The sequence below is a fragment of the Cupriavidus sp. UYPR2.512 genome (genome assembly GCF_000379565.1).
Lineage (GTDB): Bacteria > Pseudomonadota > Gammaproteobacteria > Burkholderiales > Burkholderiaceae > Cupriavidus.
In genome coordinates this window covers 552,173-570,725 of record NZ_KB902852.1, presented here as the reverse complement: position 1 = coordinate 570,725, position 18,553 = coordinate 552,173, and the positions used below count along the sequence as shown (strand labels likewise).

General features: G+C 62.9%; 13 protein-coding genes and 2 pseudogenes. 14 read left to right on the top strand and 1 reads right to left on the bottom strand.

Annotated features, from left to right (window positions below):
• Positions 1–33: 33 nt before the first annotated feature.
• The 12 genes and pseudogenes from A3A5_RS0102570 to A3A5_RS0102510 all read left to right on the top strand — a co-directional run bounded on the left by A3A5_RS0102570 (position 34) and on the right by A3A5_RS0102510 (position 15,695).
• The gene (locus tag A3A5_RS0102570) at positions 34–393 is read left to right on the top strand and encodes a DUF485 domain-containing protein (protein WP_018309101.1); all 360 of its coding nucleotides are present in this window, start codon (positions 34–36) and stop codon (positions 391–393) included.
• Positions 390–2,033 (top strand): cation acetate symporter, encoded by a 1,644-nt coding sequence (locus A3A5_RS0102565; RefSeq protein ID WP_026200375.1) that lies wholly within the window; start codon positions 390–392, stop codon positions 2,031–2,033. The genes A3A5_RS0102570 and A3A5_RS0102565 overlap by 4 nt, the downstream gene beginning before the upstream one ends.
• Positions 2,034–2,448: 415 nt before the next feature.
• Entirely contained in the window at positions 2,449–3,786 is a 1,338-nt protein-coding gene (locus A3A5_RS0102555; protein WP_018309098.1) for an MFS transporter, read from the top strand.
• 529 nt (positions 3,787–4,315) lie between these two features.
• Entirely contained in the window at positions 4,316–6,511 is a 2,196-nt protein-coding gene (locus A3A5_RS0102550; RefSeq protein WP_018309097.1) for an indolepyruvate ferredoxin oxidoreductase subunit alpha, read from the top strand.
• 79 nt (positions 6,512–6,590) lie between these two features.
• Positions 6,591–8,050, top strand: a pseudogene (locus A3A5_RS37565) (indolepyruvate oxidoreductase subunit beta family protein).
• A gap of 38 nt (positions 8,051–8,088) precedes the next feature.
• On the top strand, positions 8,089–8,607 hold the full coding sequence (locus tag A3A5_RS37560) for a thioesterase family protein (RefSeq protein WP_018309096.1): 519 nt from the start codon (positions 8,089–8,091) through the stop codon (positions 8,605–8,607).
• A 61-nt stretch (positions 8,608–8,668) separates the two neighbouring features.
• Positions 8,669–10,996 (top strand): bifunctional salicylyl-CoA 5-hydroxylase/oxidoreductase, encoded by a 2,328-nt coding sequence (locus tag A3A5_RS0102535; RefSeq protein ID WP_018309095.1) that lies wholly within the window; start codon positions 8,669–8,671, stop codon positions 10,994–10,996.
• A gap of 60 nt (positions 10,997–11,056) precedes the next feature.
• A complete protein-coding gene (locus A3A5_RS0102530) occupies positions 11,057–12,181 on the top strand; it encodes a cupin domain-containing protein (RefSeq protein ID WP_018309094.1) in 1,125 nt (374 codons plus the stop codon).
• A gap of 69 nt (positions 12,182–12,250) precedes the next feature.
• Positions 12,251–13,162: a fumarylacetoacetate hydrolase family protein gene (locus A3A5_RS0102525; RefSeq protein WP_018309093.1), complete on the top strand. Its 912-nt coding sequence runs from the start codon at positions 12,251–12,253 to the stop codon at positions 13,160–13,162.
• A 50-nt stretch (positions 13,163–13,212) separates the two neighbouring features.
• Complete coding sequence (locus A3A5_RS0102520; RefSeq protein ID WP_018309092.1) at positions 13,213–14,247, top strand: carbon-nitrogen hydrolase family protein; 1,035 nt, start codon at positions 13,213–13,215, stop codon at positions 14,245–14,247.
• A 12-nt stretch (positions 14,248–14,259) separates the two neighbouring features.
• A pseudogene (locus A3A5_RS37555) lies at positions 14,260–15,015 on the top strand (Asp/Glu racemase); the annotation flags it as partial.
• A gap of 62 nt (positions 15,016–15,077) precedes the next feature.
• Positions 15,078–15,695, top strand: coding sequence for a flavin reductase family protein (locus tag A3A5_RS0102510; protein WP_026200374.1), 618 nt, complete (start codon positions 15,078–15,080; stop codon positions 15,693–15,695).
• Between the two features lie 14 nt (positions 15,696–15,709).
• Here A3A5_RS0102510 and A3A5_RS0102505 read toward each other — a convergent pair whose 3' ends face one another.
• Positions 15,710–16,168, bottom strand: a complete 459-nt coding sequence (locus tag A3A5_RS0102505) for a MarR family winged helix-turn-helix transcriptional regulator (RefSeq protein WP_018309089.1) — start codon at positions 16,166–16,168, stop codon at positions 15,710–15,712.
• Positions 16,169–16,374: 206 nt separating this feature from the next.
• On the opposite strand from A3A5_RS0102505, the gene A3A5_RS0102500 reads away from it, so the two are divergent.
• On the top strand, positions 16,375–17,451 hold the full coding sequence (locus tag A3A5_RS0102500) for an AraC family transcriptional regulator (protein ID WP_026200373.1): 1,077 nt from the start codon (positions 16,375–16,377) through the stop codon (positions 17,449–17,451).
• Positions 17,452–17,733: 282 nt separating this feature from the next.
• Complete coding sequence (locus tag A3A5_RS0102495) at positions 17,734–18,522, top strand: SDR family oxidoreductase (RefSeq protein ID WP_018309087.1); 789 nt, start codon at positions 17,734–17,736, stop codon at positions 18,520–18,522.
• Positions 18,523–18,553: the final 31 nt, after the last annotated feature.

Sequence of the window (18,553 nt, the reverse complement as noted above, 5' to 3'; positions counted from 1 at the left end):
GCTTCCGGACAACAGGCATATGGAGACAACATCATGACCCACACCGCCCCCTTTCCATCACCGCTGGACCCGGCCCGCATCGATGAGCCGGTGACTCCGCACCCGATGCTGAGCCAGCCGCGCTTCGAGCGCCTGCATCGTGCGCGGCGCGGCTTCTCCTGGTCGCTCACGGCAGCCATGCTGCTGGTCTACTTCGGCTTCATCCTCACGCTGGCCTTCCGCCCGGACTTGCTTGCCGTGCCGCTCACGCCGGGCCAGCCGATGACCATCGGCATCCCCATTGGCTTCGGCATGTTTGCCTTCACGTTCGCCATGGTGGCCATCTATGTGCACCGCAGCAACACCGTCTACGACCGAATGATCGAAGCGATCCGCCAGGGAGAGCAGTCATGAAACGCATGCTCGCTGCAGCCGCCGCACTGGCGGTGGCCACCCCTGTCCTGGCAGCCACCCCGCCTGTCGGGCAGGGCCTGAACCTGATCGCCATCGGCATGTTCCTGGTGTTCGTGGCCGCCACGCTTGGCATCACCAGGTGGGCCGCAAAGCGCAACCACAGCGTGGCCGACCACTACGCCGCCGGAGGCAAGATCACGGCTATGCAAAATGGCTGGGCCATTGCCGGCGACTATATGTCCGCGGCCTCGCTCCTCGGCATTTCCGCGCTGGTGTTCACCAGCGGCTACGACGGCCTGATCTATTCGATCGGGTTCCTGGCCAGCTGGCCGATCATCCTGTTCCTGATCGCGGAGCCTTTGCGCAACCTGGGCCGCTATACACTGGCCGATGTGCTGTCATACCGCCTCCGGCAGCGACCCATCCGGGCGTTCTCGGCGTCAAGCTCGATCGTGATCGTGCTGCTCTATCTGGTGTCGCAGATGGTGGGGGCGGGCAAGCTCGTGGAATTGCTGTTTGGCTTCAACTACACCTCGGCCGTAGTGCTCGTCGGCGTGCTGATGGTGGTGTACGTGTTCTTTGGCGGCATGCTGGCCACCACGTGGATCCAGATCATCAAGGCCGTCTTGCTGCTGGCCGGTTGCGCGTTCATGGCCTTCATGGTGCTGAGCCGCTTTGGCTTCAGCCTGAACAGCCTGTTCGAGCACGCCGTCGCCGCGCATGGCAAGCACGACGCCATCATGCGCCCCGGGGGGCTGGTCTCTGATCCGGTCTCGGCTGTGTCGCTGGGTCTTGCACTGATCTTCGGCACCGCAGGCCTGCCGCATATCCTGATGCGCTTTTTTACCGTCAGCAATGTCAAGGCCGCGCGCAAGAGCGTGCTCTATGCCACCGGCATCGTCGGCACCGGCTACGCGATGATCATCGTGATCGGCTTCGGCACAATCGCCCTGGTGGCCAACGATCCCCTGTACCACAATGGCGCCGGCGCTGTCATCGGCGGCGTCAACATGGTCGCCGTGCACCTGGCCCATGCGGTCGGCGGCAACGTGTTCCTCGGCTTCATCTGCGCCGTGGCGTTCTCGACGATCCTTGCCGTCGTCGCCGGGCTCGCCCTGGCGGGCTCCTCGGCCATCTCGCACGACCTCTATGCAACGGTCATTCGCCGGGGCGAGGCGTCTGACAAGGACGAGATGCGGGTCTCGCGCATCACCACGTTGGTGCTGGGCGTACTGTCGATCCTGCTCGGCATCCTGTTCGAGAAACAGACCATCGCCTTCATCGTCAGCCTGACGTTCTCGATTGCCGCCAGCTCCAACTTCCCGGTGCTGCTGCTGTCGATCTATTGGCGGGGGCTGACCACGCGCGGTGCCGTGGTTGGCGGGATGATGGGGCTCATCACGGCCGTGACGCTGACGATCCTGAGCCCGACGGTCTGGGTGCAGGTGCTGGGCCATGCCTCGGCGATCTACCCGTATGAATATCCGGCGCTGTTCTCGATACTGGTGGCATTTGCCGGCATCTATATCTTCTCCGTGACGGACCGTTCGGCACGGGGCGCCTGGGAGCGCGCGGCGTATCAGAACCAGCGCGTGGATTGTGAGTTGGGGATGGGCACCAAGGAATCGGCCGGGGCGTAAGGACATCAGGTCTCCCCTCTCCCGCCTGGGAGAGGGGCCCTGGATCGCCCGATCCCAGCATGGTCGGACCGCAGGGCGCCATCCCGCAGCCATAGTCAGGGGAACGTCGTGACGACCTTGTTCTGATAGTCGGCACCCAACACCTCGATGGGCCGGTCCAGCACCTTGCCGCCGAAATCCTGAACCGCCATCCGCCCCTCAGATCACTCCGTGATGCACGAAAGGATACGGGACCCCGCGCGGGCAAGCACTTGGGACCCTGCCCAAGCTCGAACCCCCAAAAACTATTTCCATAATCATATGTTTACACATAAACTATACGAACTACAAAGTTCGCGCAACGTGGATTGCGCTGAGACGACATCCGGGCGGTCTCTCCAGCACCCCATCCGCCATCCCAAAAGGAGGACAAATCATGACCCCTGCCACCAGCACGCAACCTTGGCGCCCCAATCCTAGTGCGACCTATACCGTACTTCTCGTATGCTTCCTCGCAATCCTTTTTGAAGGCTATGACGTCGGTGTCATGGGGGCCATACTTCCCTCACTTGCGGAAGACCGTAGCTGGAATCTCACTCCGCTAGAGCTAGGCGCACTTAGCAGTTACGCACTGGTCGGCATGTTCTTCGGGGCCTTTCTGATTGGCACGTTGAGCGAGATGATGGGTCGCCGCCGAATGCTTTTGCTATGCGTGTCGGTGTTCTCTCTAACAATGCTGGGCGCTGCTTGGGCGCCAACGCCCACACTCTTCGGAGTCCTACGATTTATCGGGGGGCTCGGCCTAGGCGGCGTAATCCCAGTGGCCGCCGCGCTGACCATCGAGTATTCACCACCGCATCGCCGTAGTTTCAACTACGGGCTGATGTACTCCGGATATTCAGTAGGGATCCTTTGCGCTGCACTCATCGCCATGTGGCTGCTGCCCGCTCTCGGCTGGCGCGGCGTTATTGGCTTGGGCGCCGTGCCGCTTGTGGCAATTCCGCTCATGGCATGGCTGCTGCCTGAATCGATGGAGTATCTCGTGGGGCAGGGCCGCAACACGGAAGCCCAAGCGCTGGCCGCTCGCACCGGCACAGGCCAGCTGCAACAAGGGGCCCGCCCCGCTCAGGCTGTCGCGCGTGCCACATGGCGCGATGTGATGTCGAGCATCTTCTCGCGCGAACAGCTACGTGCGACCGCGTGTTTCTGGGTGGCGCTCTTCTTCGGATTGCTGCTTGTCTACGGCCTCAATACTTGGCTGCCCACCATCATGAGAAAGAATGGCTACGATCTCGGATCTAGTCTTTCCTTCCTGGTTGTGTTCAGCATTGCTTCCGCGGTGGGCGGGCTTTTCCTTGGCGGTGCAGCGGACAAGATGGGCGCACGAGGTACCGTTGCCTTTTTTTACCTGATTGGTTCTGTCGCGATCGGTGCATTGATGTTCCGCAATTCAGTCATCGTCAATTACCTTCTCGTCGCGTTGGCAGGCGTCGGCAGCGTTTCAGCATCGCTTATCCTGACTGGATATCTCGCAGGCCATTATCCGGCACACGCACGAGCTGCCGCGACAGGATGGGCTTTGAGCTTCGCACGCTTCGGTGCCATGAGCGGACCGCTGGTCGGGGGGTACGTGGCCGGCTCGGGGCTGAGATTCGAGTGGAACTTTATTACGTTCTCTCTCGCTGGCCTGGCAGCAGCGCTGGCGGTAGCGCTGCTGCCGCGAGCGGGTCAACAAGCCATCGCCACACGCGATAGCCAGGAAGCGAACGCATAAGAAATGGAAAGCCGTTCATTAAGTCCGCGGCAATCTCCCTCCTCAGAGTTTTCCCAACAAGTCATGAGTCATCTGCGAAACATCGCAGCATTCAGGGCGGCTATCGCCGTAGCGCTACCCTCTCTTGCGCGAGCCCAATCATCCGCCACGCTTTACGGCGTAGTTGAATCAGATACGCTCGGACGGGGTACGCGCGGACCGAATACCTTCGGGTCGGCTTCGCCTGGCGACGGCAACATACGGGCGCTTTCCAAGCTCCGCGTGGTCATCCCGCTGTCAACCCCAGTCCTATAAGTTGGTTTGACCTAGCTTCAAGCCTTCTATCGAGGCACGCAACGACGGCTTTCTGCGGCGCATGCGCCGCGCTATCCCCTCAAGCAAATCGGAGGTTCGGGTAAGTCCTTACACCTGTTCCGTCACTCCGACCATAAATATGATTTTGGAAATGTTTATACCTAAACTATACTCATCTCAAAGGGGCATGTGTTGCGCGTTACAGGTCCCAACGTTTGCATCAGGAAGGAAAACCATGGCTGAGCGTTCATTTGTCGAAGAAGTCAAGAAGTTGCGCCTGGGTTCGGGCGAGGTTTTCAGCGGCGAGGGCATCCTCGCGGTTACCAAGGCTCTGCTGGAATCCGGCGTAGCGTATGTGGCCGGCTACCAGGGCTCGCCGATCTCGCACCTGATGGACGTCCTGGCTGATGCGCAAGACATCCTGGCCGAGAACGGCATCAGGTTCGAAAACAGTGCGAGCGAAGCGACTGCGGCCGCATCCCTGGCTGCCTCGGTCAACTACCCCCTGCGCGGCGCGGTGACATTCAAGGCCACCGTCGGCACCAACGTGGCCTCTGACGCGCTCGCGAATCTCGCTTCGGGCGGCGTCACCGGCGGTGCGTTGATCATCGTTGGCGAGGACTATGGAGAAGGTTCCTCCATCATGCAGGAGCGCAGCCACGCCTTCGCCATGAAGTCGCAGATGTGGCTGCTCGATCCGCGTCCCAGCCTGCCATGCATCGTTCAGGCGGTAAAGGATGGCTTCGACTTGTCAGAAGCGTCCAACACGCCGGTGATGCTGCAGCTGCGCGTCCGCTCCTGTCACGTGCATGGCCAGTTCGTCGCGTCCGACAACCGCCGTAGTCGCTTCTCGATCCAGGATGCGCTTGAGAATCCCACGCGCGACCTCAGCCGCATCGTGCTGCCGCCCGCGAGCTTCGTTCACGAGCACGAGAAGATCAAGCAGCGCTGGCCGGCTGCCGTGAAGTTCGTCGAAGAGCGACAGCTCAACGAATTCTTCCCGGGCGAAATGGAGGATATCGGCATCGCCGTGCAGGGCGGCAGCTACAACACGCTGATCCGCGCGCTGGAGCAACTTGGTCTTGCCGATGTATTCGGCGAGTCCAGGATCCCGCTTTACGTGATGAACGTTGCCTACCCGCTGATCGATTCCGAGTGGGAGCGCTTCTGCGCCGGCAAACGCGCGGTGCTGGTGCTCGAGGAAGGCCAGCCAAACTTCATCGAACAGAACGCAGCCAATATCCTGCGCGTGGCTGGCACCACAGCCACGCTGCACGGCAAGGACCTGCTGCCGCTGGCCGGCGAGTACAACACCGCCACGCTCCTCAAGGGGCTCCGTACCTTCCTTGAAAAGTACGGGAAGATCGAACCGCAGCCGGAGCCTAAGCCGGTCCGCAAAGTGATTCCGGTTGTTCAGGCCCCCGTGACCACCGTCGATGCCGTGGCCGCGGAAGTTCTGGAGCCTCAGAAGCTGGTGGACGAGAGCGTGCATGCGCGTCCGCCGGGCTTCTGCACTGGCTGCCCGGAGCGCCCCATCTTTACCGCGATGAAGCTGGTCGAACGCGAAATCGGCGAGCATCACGTTAGTGCCGACATCGGCTGCCACCTGTTCTCGATCCTGCCGCCGTTCAACCTGGGCAACACCACCATGGGCTACGGGCTGGGCGGCGCAAGCGCCGCGGCGCTGAACGCGCCCGCAGGAAAGCGCGCCATCTCGGTGATGGGCGACGGTGGCTTCTGGCACAACGGCCTGACCAGTGGCATCGCCAATGCGGTATTCAACAAGAGCGACAACCTGACCATCGTCGTCGACAACAGCTATACGTCAGCCACCGGCGGGCAGGACATCCTCTCCTCCACCGCGCACAACGATACGCGCAGCACCGGCCATGCCATCGAGGATGCCGTGCGTGGCGTCGGCGTCAAATGGGTACGCACTATCCGCCGCACCTATGACCTGAAGGGCATGAAGGCCGCGCTCAAGGAAGCGCTGACCACCGGCGCCAAGGGACCCAAGGTGCTGATCGCACAGAGCGAATGCATGCTGAACAAGCAACGCCGCGAGAAGCCCAGGATGCGCAAGGCGATCGCCGATGGCGAGCGCGTGGTACGCGAGCGCTTTGGCGTCGATTCGGACACCTGCACGGGCGACCACTCGTGTATTCGGCTGTCCGGTTGCCCGTCACTGACGATCAAGCCGAACCCTGACCCGCTGCGCACCGACCCCGTGGCCTCGGTGCTGGACAGTTGCGTAGGGTGCGGGCTGTGCGGCGAGGTCTCGCACGCCGCGGTGCTGTGCCCGTCCTTCTATCGCGCCCAGATCGTCACCAACCCAACCCGTATGGACAAGCTGCGCCAGCGCCTGCGCGACGCCGTGATCGGTTTCCTGCAGCGCCGCGATGCAGCGCGCCGCGCCCGCCTTGCATTCTGAACATAAAGTCTCGAGAGGTTCCATCGTGAACGCACCCAACAACCTCGGCGCCAAGCCGATCAAAGTTGCCATCCTCGCCATGGGTGGCGAAGGCGGCGGCGTGCTGGCCGACTGGATCGTGGATCTGGGCGAGCACAACGGCTATATCGCACAGACCACTTCAGTGCCCGGCGTCGCCCAGCGTACCGGGGCCACGATCTACTACGTCGAACTGTTTCCGCGCGACGTGGCTGAGCGGGCTGGCCGCCAGCCGGGCTGGCACTGATGCCCACTCCCGGCGACGTCGACGTCGTCCTCGCCTCGGAACTGATGGAAGCCGGCCGCGCGGTGCAGCGCGGGCTGGTGACGCCGGACCGCACCACGCTGGTTTCGTCCACGCACCGCGTCTACTCCATCGCCGAGAAGTCCGCGATGGGCGACGGACGCGTCGACAGCGACGAGCTGATCGCCCACGCCGGAAAAGCCGCTAAGCGGTTCGTTCGTTTCGACATGGCCCAGGCAGCTGAAGCGAGCGGCAGTGTTATCAGTGCCGTGCTGTTCGGCGCCCTCGCGGGCACCGGTGTGCTGCCGTTCAGCAGGGCGCAATTTGAAGCCACGATCGAGCGTGGTGGCGTTGGCGTCAAGCCCAGCTTGCGTGCCTTCGGCGCGGCATTTGCCAAAGCCGAATCCGGCGATGCACCAGGCGCCGACACTGAGATGCGCCTGCCCGAACCCAAACCACAGGACGCCAAGGTTTCACAGCTACTGCAACGTGCGCGCAAAGAGCAACCGGCGGAAGTCCACTACGTCGTGGTGGAAGGCGTGCGCCGCCTGATCGACTATCAGGACAGCGCCTACGCCGCCCTCTACCTGGATCGTCTGGCGGCCGTGCGCAAGGCCGTCGGCAAGGACGATCTCGCGCTACTGCGCGAAACGGCGCGCCATCTGGCCCTGTGGATGTCATACGAGGACACCATTCGCGTTGCCGACCTGAAGACCCGTGACTCGCGTTTCGCGCGCGTGCGGGGCGAGGTGCGAGTCAATGAAAAACAGTTGCTGGCGATCAACGAGTTCATGCACCCGCGCCTGGAAGAGATCTGCGAGACGCTGCCAGCCGGACTCGGCCGCTGGCTGATGAAGCCACATTTCGTGCACCGGCTGGTGCGCCGCTTCACCGCCGCGGGACGGGTTGTCACCACCAGTTCGCTGCGCGGCTACCTGACGTTGTGGGCGGTAGCCCGGCTGCGCTGCATCCGCCGTAGCACGCTGCGCTTTGCGCTGGAAACCGAGCGCATCGAAGGGTGGCTGACCCAGGTGCTAGGCGCCGCGCGCCTTAACCCGGCGCTGGCTTTGGAAGTGGTGCAGTGCCAGCGTTTGGTGAAAGGCTACAGCGACACCCACGTGCGCGGCTTGACCAACTATCAGACCCTGATGGGCGCCGTGGAGCGGGCAGGTGCACGCCTGGCCCCGGCAACGCTGCGCGAGCTGCGCGAAGCCGCGCTGGCCGACGAGCACGGCAAGAAGCTGAAGGAAGCGCTGGCGCGTCACGCACTGGCTTGACTGTTCCCGGCCCCACCCATAGCGAGAAACTGCAGACCATGAGCCCCGCCCATATCTTCAAGCGCCAGCACAAGATCCATTTTTCCGAATGCGATCCGGCCGGCATCGTCTTCTACCCGCAGTACTTCGTGCTGTTCAACGATCTCATAGAACGATGGGTCGACACCCTGATGCCGGACGGCTACCACGGGGTCATCGGCGCACGCCGAATGGGCATGCCGACCGTGCACCTGGAGGTGGACTTCAATGCAATCAGCCGCTTTGGCGACCAGGTCTGGCTGGAGCTGGAGGTCGTGCGCGTCGGCGGCAAGTCAATCACGCTGGCCTGGCGGTGCACGGGTGCAGGCGGCGAGGTGCGCATGGCGGCGACCCAGACCATCGTGATGACCTCGCTGGACACGCACCTGGCAATCCCGGTGCCCGATGACCTGCGCGCCGCAATGGAACGCGGGCCTGCCCCTGCCTGCCCAGAGAAAGGGGCATCCAACGACTCGGACCACCGGAGCGCAGCGACTTCCGCCCCGGCAGGTCGGTCTTATCCCGAAACCACGGTGTGATGCCGCCGTACCCGCGGCGCGGGTGTCGAAGGCTCCGGTAATAACCTGATTGGAAGCAGCCATGAATATTGTGTGTATTGGCGGTGGCCCCGCCGGCTTGTATTTCGGCCTGTTGATGAAACTGCAGGATCCCGCCAACAAAGTCGTGGTGGTGGAGCGCAATCGCCCCTACGACACCTTCGGGTGGGGCGTGGTGTTCTCCGACGCTACCCTGGAGAACCTGCGAGATGCCGACCCGGTGTCAGCCGAAACCATCGGTGATGCCTTCAACCGTTGGGATGACGTCGAAGTCCATTTCAAGGATCAGGCTGTGCGCAGCGGTGGCCATGGCTTTATTGGCATCGGCCGCAAGCGCCTGCTCAACATCCTTCAGGCGCGTTGCGAGGAAGTTGGCGTGGAACTGGTGTTCGAAACCAACGTCGAGGACGACCAGGCTATCGCGCTCAAATACAATGCCGACCTTGTGCTGGCTTCGGACGGCCTGAACAGCGTGGTGCGCAAGCGCTATGCGGACACGTTCCGCCCCGACATCGACACCCGCAAGTGCCGCTTTGTCTGGCTGGGCACGAAGAAGGTGTTCGACGCCTTCAACTTTATCTTCGTGCCGACCGAGCACGGCTGGTTTCAGGCTCACGCCTACCGCTTCGAGGACGGTACCTCGACTTTCATTGTCGAAACTCCGGAAGACACCTGGAAGGCCGCAGGCCTTGACCAGATGAGCCAGGAAGAGGGCATCGCCTACTGCGAGAAGCTGTTCGCCCCCTACCTGGACGGCAACCCGCTGATCAGCAACGCCTCGCACCTGCGCGGCTCGGCGATCTGGATCCAGTTCCCGCGCGTGATCTGCGACAAGTGGGTGCACTGGAACGCATTGGCCGACGACAATGGCGTTGAAAAGAAGATCCCGGTGGTGCTGATGGGCGATGCGGCGCACACCGCGCACTTCTCGATCGGCTCTGGCACCAAGCTGGCGCTGGAGGATGCCATCGAACTGGCCCGCACAATCAAGCGCGTTGATGGTGCGCTGGAAGAAGCCTTGCAGCAGTACGAGGCCGTGCGCTCGGTCGAAGTGCTGAAGATCCAGAACGCCGCGCGCAACTCCACAGAATGGTTCGAGAACGTCAAGCGCTACGAGAACCTCGAGCCGGAGCAGTTCGCCTATTCGCTTCTGACCCGCTCACAGCGCATCTCGCACGAGAATCTGCGCGTGCGCGACCGGGCCTGGCTGGAAGGCTATGAAGCCTGGCTGGCCGGGCGCGCCGGCGCCGAAGCCGCCGATGTGCCGCCGGCCCTGACGCCTTACACCGTCCGCGGCGTGGCGCTGAAGAACCGCGTGGTGGTGTCGCCCACCGCCATGTACTCGTGCCAGATGGGCGTGCCGGGCAATTTCCACATGGTGCACCTTGGCAGCCGCGCACTGGGCGGTGCCGGGCTGGTGATGGTGGAAATGACGGCGGTGTCGCCGGAGGGCCGCATCACACAGGGTTGCCCGGGCCTGTGGAACGACCAGCAGGCGGCGGCATTCGCCGGCATCGTCGGCTTCGTTCATGAGCACACCAGCGCGCGCATCGGCGTGCAGATCGGCCACGCCGGCCGTCGCGGCTCGACCCAGCTCGGCTGGGAACAGGCAGATCACCCGCTCGCCGAAGGAAACTGGCCGCTGGTCTCGGCATCGGCGCTGCCCTATCTGCCGGGCATTTCGCAGACGCCACGGGCCCTGACCCGCGAGGAGATGGACCGCGTGCGCGATGACTTCGTTGCCGCCACACGGCGCGCGGCAACGGCGGGCTTCGACTGGCTGGAGCTGCAAGCCGGTCACGGCTACTTGCTGTCGAGCTTTATCTCACCGGTGACCAACCGACGCACCGACGAATACGGCGGCACGCTCGAACACCGCATGGCCTTCCCTCTCGAAGTGCTGCGCGCGGTGCGGTCAGCATGGCCGCAGGAAAAGCCTCTGTCCGTGCGCATTTCTGCCACAGACTGGGTCGAAGGGGGTAACAGTGCTGACGACGCCGTGGAAATCGCGCGCCTGCTCAAGGATGCCGGCGCCGACGTCATCGACTGCTCGTCGGGGGAAGTGAGCCCCGACCAGAAACCGGTGTACGGCCGCATGTTCCAGACGCCCTTCGCCGACCGCGTGCGCAACGAGGCAGGCGTGCCCACGATCGCCGTTGGGGCCATCACCGAAGCCGACCAGGTCAACGGGATCATCGCCTCGGGCCGGGCAGACCTGTGCGCCATCTCCCGCCCGCACCTGGCCGATCCGGCGTGGCTGCTGCACGAGACCGCGAAGCTCGGCTACCGCAGTGTCGAATGGCCGAAGCAATATCTGCTCGCGAAGGACCAGCTGGAGCGCAACCTCCGCCGTGCGGTGGCTGGCGTTTGAGCAGTGTCCCTACCCTCCCCCTTCGCGGGGGAGGATGAATACACAAAGGAGAGGATGACAATGTCGAATACCTCGTATGACACCTACCGCGAAAGCGTAGCCGGCCGCGCCGACGTGGAAGATACGCCCGAGCTGGTCGCCTACTACAAGGAGCTCGCGGCGCTCAAGACCGGCGCGCTCTGGACGGTGGCCAACAAGATCGAACCGTGGCAACCTAAGTCGGAATCGGTGCCGGTGCTGTGGCGCTTCCGCGACCTGCGCGAGCACGTTCTGCGCTCCGTCGACCTGGTTACGCCGGAGAAGGCTGGCCGCCGCGTGGTCTACCTGAACAATCCTGGCCGGCAGGACGTGTCTGCTGCAGTCGGCTGGCTTTATTCTGGCCTGCAGGTAATGCATCCCGGCGAAGCCGCCTCTGCCCACGCCCATTCGTCGTCGGCACTGCGCTTCATCATGGAAGGCAGCGGTGCCTACACCATCGTCGACGGCCACAAGATGACGCTGAACGCCAACGACTTCGTGCTGACGCCCAACGGCACCTGGCATGAACACGGCGTCTCTGCGGAGGGAACGACCTGCATCTGGCAGGATGGCCTCGACATCCCGCTGGTCAACGCATTGGAAGCCGGCTTCTATGCAGTGCACCCGGACCTGCAGCAGGCCGTCACCCACGCCATCGATGATATGCCGGCAATCTGGGGCGGCAAGGGACTGCGCCCGCACGATGGCAACTGGAGCAAACCGTACTCGCCGCTGTTCAAGTACGAATGGGCGCCGACCTACGAGGCGCTGGTACGCCACAGCAAGGTCACTGAAGGCAGCCCGTTCGACGGGGTCCTGATGCACTACATCAACCCGGTTACCGGCGGCCCGGTGATGCCCACCATTGGCGCCAGCATGCAGCTCCTGCGGCCGGGCGAAGCCACCAAGGCCCACCGCCACACCGGGAGCTTCATCTACCAGGTGGCCAAGGGAAGCGGCTACTCCGTCATCAACGGCCAGCGCTTTGACTGGACCGAGCGCGACATCTTCTGCGTGCCGTCGTGGGCCTTCCACGAGCACGCCAACGCGTCGGCCAGCGATGACGCCGTGCTGTTCTGCTTCAACGACCTGCCGGTGATGCAGTCGCTGGGTCTGTACCGCGAGCAGGCGCTGGCGGAGAACGGCGGGCACCAGGTCGTGCTTTGAACGTCATCAATACCTGTTTTCCAGGCTTTACCGCCGCATCGTATGCGGCCTTTCTCGGAGTTTTCGAAAATGCGTCTCGTAACCTATCGCGCTGAAGTTGCTGCCGCCGCCCGCCTGGGTGCCATTGTCGACGGCAACGTCGTCGACCTCGCCCGCTTTGGCGCTGCCGTTGGCGTGAGCATCCCCTCGACCATGCTCGAGTTCATTGACCTGGGTCCAGAGGCAGTCCGCTCGACCAACGCGCTGCTGAACGAATATCGCGGCAAGCTGCCATTCGGTGTGGCCGTGCCGGCCTCCAACGTGAAGCTGCTGGCGCCGATTCCGCGTCCGCGCAAGAACATCTGGGGCATCGGCCTGAACTACGTCGAGCACGTGGCCGAGTCCAGCCGTAGCCTGGACACCTCAAAGGAGCTGCCGAAGGAGCCGGTGATCTTCTCCAAGCCGCCCACCACCGTAATCGGTCCGGGCGACGCCATCGAGCACAACAAGGAAATCACCGAGCAGATGGACTGGGAGGTCGAACTGGCCGTCGTCATCGGCACGCGCGGCAAGGGCGTGAAGGAAGCCGATGCCCTCAACTACGTGTTCGGCTACAGCGTGATGATCGACATCTCGGCGCGCGACTGCCGCCGCGCCGGCCAGTGGATCTATTCCAAGGGCCAGGACACCTACGCCCCGTTCGGACCGGTCATCGTCACCGCGGATGAGATCCCCGACCCGCACACGCTGGACCTGTCGCTGACTGTCAACGGCGTGACCAAGCAGAGCTCCAACACCCGCCACATGCTGTTCAAGGTGCCCGCGCTGATCGCGGACATCAGCAAGGGCATGGCGCTGGAACCCGGCGACATCATCGCCACCGGCACACCGGATGGCGTGGGCGCTGGCCGCACCCCGCAGGAGTGGCTGTGGCCCGGCGACACCGTGGTGGCCACGGTGGAAGGCATCGGTGAGCTGCGCCACCCGGTGGTGGCAGTCTAAACCCCCGTTGTTCCCGCGCAAGCGGGGACAACGCTGCTAGCGAGACACAAATGCTCAACCTGCCCAAGTTCAAGGCCGCGGCCGTGCAGGCCGCGCCGGTTTTCCTCGATGCCGACGCCACGGTCGACAAGGTCTGCCGCTTGATCCGGGAAGCCGCCGACAACGGCGCCAGCCTGGTCGCGTTCCCCGAGGTCTTCGTGGCCGGCTACCCATACTGGAGCTGGCTGACCAACCCGGTCGACGCCAGCCCCTGGTTCGAGAAGCTGGTCAAGGCTTCCATCGAGATCCCCGGTCCTGAGATCCGCAAGATCGCGCAGACGGCCCAGGCCAACCACATCAACGTGGTTGTCGGCGTCAACGAGCGCAGCCGCACCGGCATCGGCACGATCTTCAATACCCTGGTGACCATCAGCGACGAAGGCCGCATTCTGGGCAGGCACCGCAAGCTGGTGCCTACCTGGGCCGAAAAGCTGACCTGGGCCAATGGCGATGCATCGGCGCTGCGGGTGCACCAGACCAGCGTCGGCCCGCTCGGCTCCTTGGCCTGCGGCGAGAACACCAACACGCTGGCGCGCTTTGCGCTGCTGTCGCAGGGTGAGCTGATGCACGTAGCCAGCTATATCGCGCTACCGGTTGCGCCGGCCGACTACGACATGGCCGACGCCATCAAGGTTCGCGCCGCGGCTCACTGCTTCGAAGGCAAGGTATTCACCGCGGTGTCGTGCTCGACCGTCTCGGAAGAGATCATCGACGCCATGAGCCCGCTGAACCCCAAGGCGCGGGAGTTGCTGTCGCGCCGTAACAGCGCCTTCTCCGGCATCCTGGGCCCGGACGGCCGCGTAATCGGGGAGCCGTTGATTGACGAAGAAGGCATCGTGTATGGCGATATCGACTTATCGCGCTGCATTCAGCCGCGCCAGATGCACGACATCACCGGCCATTACAACCGCTTCGACATTTTCGACCTGCGCGTGGACCGCCGCCCGCTGCAGCCTGCCCAGTTCATGGACGGCACCACGCAGGCTTTTGACCTGAATGCCGAACAGGCTGAACTCAATGCATTCGACCTTTCCGAGAGCAAGTAAATGTCTTTCCTGTTGACCTCCCAAAAGCCGCTGCGCGTCGGGCAAATCGTGCCGTCCTCCAACACCACCATGGAGACGGAGATTCCCGCCATGCTCCGCGAGCGGGAAAAGGACTTCGCCGAGCGCTTCACCTTCCACTCCAGCCGCATGCGCATGAAGAAGGTGGTGAAAGAAGAGCTGGAGGCGATGGACCGTGACAGCGACCGTTGCGCGATCGAGCTGTCCGACGCGCGCGTGGATGTGCTGGGCTACGCCTGCCTGGTCGCCATCATGAGCATGGGCAAGGGTTATCACCGTGTCTCCGAGGCACGCCTGACGCAGCGTACCGTGGACAATGGCAATCCCGCACCGGTGGTGACCAGCGCCGGCGCGCTGGTGGACGGCCTGCACGCGATGAAGGCGAAGCGCGTCTCGGTGGTCTGTCCTTATATGAAACCGCTCACCAAGATGGTCGTCGAGTACATCGAGAGCGAAGGCGTGGAAGTAAAGGATTATTGCGCGCTGGAAATTCCCGACAATTTGCAGGTAGCGGCGCAGGATCCGGCCAATTTGCTGGAAATCTACAAGCGCATCGACACCACCGGCGTAGATGCCATCGTGCTCTCCGCCTGCGTGCAGATGCAGTCTCTGCCGTCGATCCAGAAGGTCCAGGACGAGTCGGGTATCCCCACCGTGTCGGCCGCGGTGGCTACCACCTGGCAGATGCTGCGCAAACTGAACCTTCGCACCGAGGTCGCCGGTTGCGGCGAACTGCTGAGCGGCAAGTACTCAGCGCATTCCATCGCTTTCGTCGTTCCTGCCCGGGCAGGGACGACGCTGCGCACACGAACATGGACAATATTCACTTCTACGAGCCCACGCGCGGCCACGGATTGCGGCATGACCCGCTTGCCGCAATCGTCGGCCCACGTCCAATTGGCTGGATTTCCACGGTGGATACGGCGGGCCGCGCCAATCTCGCCCCCTACGCATTCTTTAACGTCTTTAACTACACGCCCCCTGTGGTGGCATTCTCCAGCGTCGGTTACAAGGACACCGTGCGCAATGTGGAGGCCACCGGCGAGTTCGTGTGGAACCTGGTGACGCGCCCACTGGCCGAACGCATGAACCTCACCAGCACCGGCGTTGCTCCCGAAGTCGACGAATACGACCTGGCGGGCCTGACGCCAAGGCCATCGCGCCTGGTGTCGGCAGCTCGCGTAGCGGAAAGCCCAGTGTCATTTGAATGCCGCGCGACCAAAATCATGCAGCTGGCCAAGGCGGACGGCGCCCTGCTCGAGACGTGGATGGTACTTGGCGAGGTCGTTGGCGTGCATATTGACCAGGCCTTCCTGCAGGACGGCGTCTATGACACTGCCGCCGCCCGCCCCATTCTGCGCGGTGGCGGCCCGGCCGACTACTATGAAATCAGCAAGTCGACGTTGTTCCAAATGCGCCGACCGGGCTGAGTCCCGGGCTGACTTCAGTTGGCAGAGCGATGCAGCTGGATTAGCAACTTCAGCGTGGCGCGCAATTCGTCGGCCTTCTTCTTGCCGAGCGGTGCCAGTACCTCGGCCTCATGGAGGAGGGCCTGTGCAATCAAGTTAGAGGTCAGCTTCTGGCCGCGCGGCGTGATGCGCACCAGCGTGATGCGCCGGTCGGTCTCATGCGGAATGCGCTTCACGTAGCCCTGCGCTTCCATGCGATCGAGCAGCCGTGTCACAGTGGGCTGCTTGGTTACCGAGATCTGCGCCAGTTCCCCGATGCTGATTGACTTGCCGCCCGACAGTGTTGCCAGGACGCGCCAGTCTGAGATGGTGAAACCGTTGGCCTGAACGATCGCGTGGAATTCTCCCGAGATAAGTTGGCTGGCTTGGGCCAGCAGGCCTGGAGTGTAGTTATCGACAAAGTCGTCTTCGGCGGTATCGCTGCGGGAGTTCATGCGGTACGGTGGTCAGTTGGACGGCCTCGTTGGCCGGGCGGAAACAGAACATACCACGGCGGGACACTTCGGCTTCGGCAAGCACTCCGCGCACACGGCCGCTCTCTTGCTACTAGCAGGAACTTTAGGTACAAAATAAGTGGATTGCGCAGGCATCTCGCGGCGCATGCGAGCCTGACGCGCTGCAATCCTCCAGGAATGAGACGATGCAGACCGCCCCTCAACCTTCACCGGAAATGCCGCCCGTACCAAGTGCCGAGAAGGACGCGTTACGGGGTCTGCTCGCTCAGTATCCTTTGTTCCGCTCGCAAGACGTTGAGGAGACGCAGGGCAAGATTGCAGCTGTGTTTTGCCCGCATGAACTGCGTGTTGTTGGCGCAGCGCAGCATTTGCACGTGCAGCACAACCTGGTAAAGCTGCATGACACTGCCATCAATTTCCTTGCCTATGGCGCGGATGTCCAGATCGATCCTGGCCGGCTAGGCAACTTTTACCTGGCTCAGATTCCTGTCGCAGGCCACGCAGACATCCAGTGCGGCGCGCAGAGCGTAGTTTCTGACGTCAAAACAGCCAGCTTGCTCAGCCCGGACACACCAACTCGAATGCACTGGCACCAGGACTGTGCGCAGGTGTTGCTCTGGATAAAGAAGGCGGCCATGGAGCACCGCTTCGCCTTGTTGACAGGGTGCGACCCAGACGGTCCTCTTGCGTTCGATCCGTCGCTGCCCCAACACGCAGGTCTTTCCAGCCCCTGGACACAAGCTGTACTCGACCTTGCAAGGAATATCGATCAGCACGGTACCCACTGGCTCCAATTCCCCGCGGCGGTGGCGTCGATGGAGGATTATCTCTTGCGGACTCTGCTGCTGCTTCAGCCGCACACCTATACCCATCTCCTTGCACGCAGCGCCGAACCTGCCAGGCCGCGTCATATGCAGCGGGTAATCGACTATGTTCGCGCGAATGCAGATACACCGCTGACCGTCGCAGATCTGGCAAAAATCGCGTGCGTCAGTGTCCGGGCGCTGGAGGAAGGCTTCCGGCGCCACCTCAATACAACGCCGGTTGGGTACCTGCGCGACGTCAGGCTGGACAGCGTGCGACAAGCGCTTATCGCCGCTGCGGGAGCCGAGCATGCCTCCATCACGGATATTGCATATCGGTTTGGGTTTACGCATCTCGGCCGGTTTGCGGCCTACTACAAGAAGCGCTTCGGCGTTTCCCCCTCAGCAACGTTGCGTGGCGACGCAAGGGAACGCCATTTCAGCGATACCGGGCGTTGAGGGCCCTCGGGCTCCCTTAGCCTCGCTCTGGACCAGTCGCCCTTTGGCATCCTTTCAGTCGTTGATACAACAATAAAGCTGCGCAGCACCGACACCCTTCAGGCCGAGCCGCACCGCAAGGCTGCTCATTCTGCCCGCATCACCGCCCCAATTTCCTGCTACCAGCAAAGGCTCGCAATCCGGATATTTGCCGGCGGATTCTGGATAGCAGCGTCGTCATTGCTAAACCAAACTACCTCCCACATGGCTACGTGCAAGCCAAGACAATAAGCGGAGACAGACATGCAAGGCATTGAAGGCAAGACGGCCATCGTGACCGGTGGCGCAACGATGATTGGCGAGGCGGTGGTGTCGGCCCTGATCTCGGCAGGCGCGAACGTCGTTGTCGTCGACATCGACCAACAAGGTGGTCGCCAGATCGCGGAACGCCATCCGGCGCGTTGCCGCTATGTTGCCGTGGACGTGACCAGCGATGCCGACATCGCTACCTGTATCGCCCAAACCGTCGATGCGTTTCGTGGCATCGATTTGCTCATCAACTGCGCCTGCACCTATGTGGACAACGGCGCCGATTCCACCCGCGAGCAGTGGCTGGATTCCTACAACGTCAATGTCGTCGGCGCGGCGATGATGCTCAAGGCATGCGTGCCAGAGATGAAAAAGCGCGGCGGCGGAGCCGTCGTCAACTTTGCCTCGATCTCGGCCGGCGTGGCGCAGGCGGGGCGCTGGCTGTACCCGATTACCAAGGCCGCGATGCAGCAGTTCACGCGCAGTGCGGCGCTTGACCTGGCCCCTGACAACATTCGCGTGAACTCGGTCTCGCCGGGATGGACGTGGTCGTCGGTCATCAGCACGCTCAGCGGCGGCGACAAGGCCAAGGCCGACACTGTTGCCGCCGACTTCCACCCGCTCGGACGCCTCGGCAAGCCTGAGGAAGTTGCGCAAGTTGTCCTCTTTCTCTTGTCCGATGCAGCTGCGTTCGTCACCGGCACCGACTACGCGTGTGACGGGGGCTATGGCGCATTGGGCCCGGAAGGTCGGCAGGCAGCCATCCAACGCCTCATGGCGTAATACCGCCCGATGAATCGCGGCGCCGGCAACC

What these genes read in the sequence shown, in the direction of transcription:
- A3A5_RS0102570 (WP_018309101.1), top strand. Translation starts at nt 34, where the DNA reads ATGACCCACACCGCCCCCTTTCCATCACCGCTGGACCCGGCCCGCATC.
- A3A5_RS0102565 (WP_026200375.1), top strand. Translation starts at nt 390, where the DNA reads ATGAAACGCATGCTCGCTGCAGCCGCCGCACTGGCGGTGGCCACCCCT.
- A3A5_RS0102555 (WP_018309098.1), top strand. Translation starts at nt 2,449, where the DNA reads ATGACCCCTGCCACCAGCACGCAACCTTGGCGCCCCAATCCTAGTGCG.
- A3A5_RS0102550 (WP_018309097.1), top strand. Translation starts at nt 4,316, where the DNA reads ATGGCTGAGCGTTCATTTGTCGAAGAAGTCAAGAAGTTGCGCCTGGGT.
- A3A5_RS37560 (WP_018309096.1), top strand. Translation starts at nt 8,089, where the DNA reads ATGAGCCCCGCCCATATCTTCAAGCGCCAGCACAAGATCCATTTTTCC.
- A3A5_RS0102535 (WP_018309095.1), top strand. Translation starts at nt 8,669, where the DNA reads ATGAATATTGTGTGTATTGGCGGTGGCCCCGCCGGCTTGTATTTCGGC.
- A3A5_RS0102530 (WP_018309094.1), top strand. Translation starts at nt 11,057, where the DNA reads ATGTCGAATACCTCGTATGACACCTACCGCGAAAGCGTAGCCGGCCGC.
- A3A5_RS0102525 (WP_018309093.1), top strand. Translation starts at nt 12,251, where the DNA reads ATGCGTCTCGTAACCTATCGCGCTGAAGTTGCTGCCGCCGCCCGCCTG.
- A3A5_RS0102520 (WP_018309092.1), top strand. Translation starts at nt 13,213, where the DNA reads ATGCTCAACCTGCCCAAGTTCAAGGCCGCGGCCGTGCAGGCCGCGCCG.
- A3A5_RS0102510 (WP_026200374.1), top strand. Translation starts at nt 15,078, where the DNA reads ATGGACAATATTCACTTCTACGAGCCCACGCGCGGCCACGGATTGCGG.
- A3A5_RS0102505 (WP_018309089.1), bottom strand. Translation starts at nt 16,168, where the DNA reads ATGAACTCCCGCAGCGATACCGCCGAAGACGACTTTGTCGATAACTAC.
- A3A5_RS0102500 (WP_026200373.1), top strand. Translation starts at nt 16,375, where the DNA reads ATGCAGACCGCCCCTCAACCTTCACCGGAAATGCCGCCCGTACCAAGT.
- A3A5_RS0102495 (WP_018309087.1), top strand. Translation starts at nt 17,734, where the DNA reads ATGCAAGGCATTGAAGGCAAGACGGCCATCGTGACCGGTGGCGCAACG.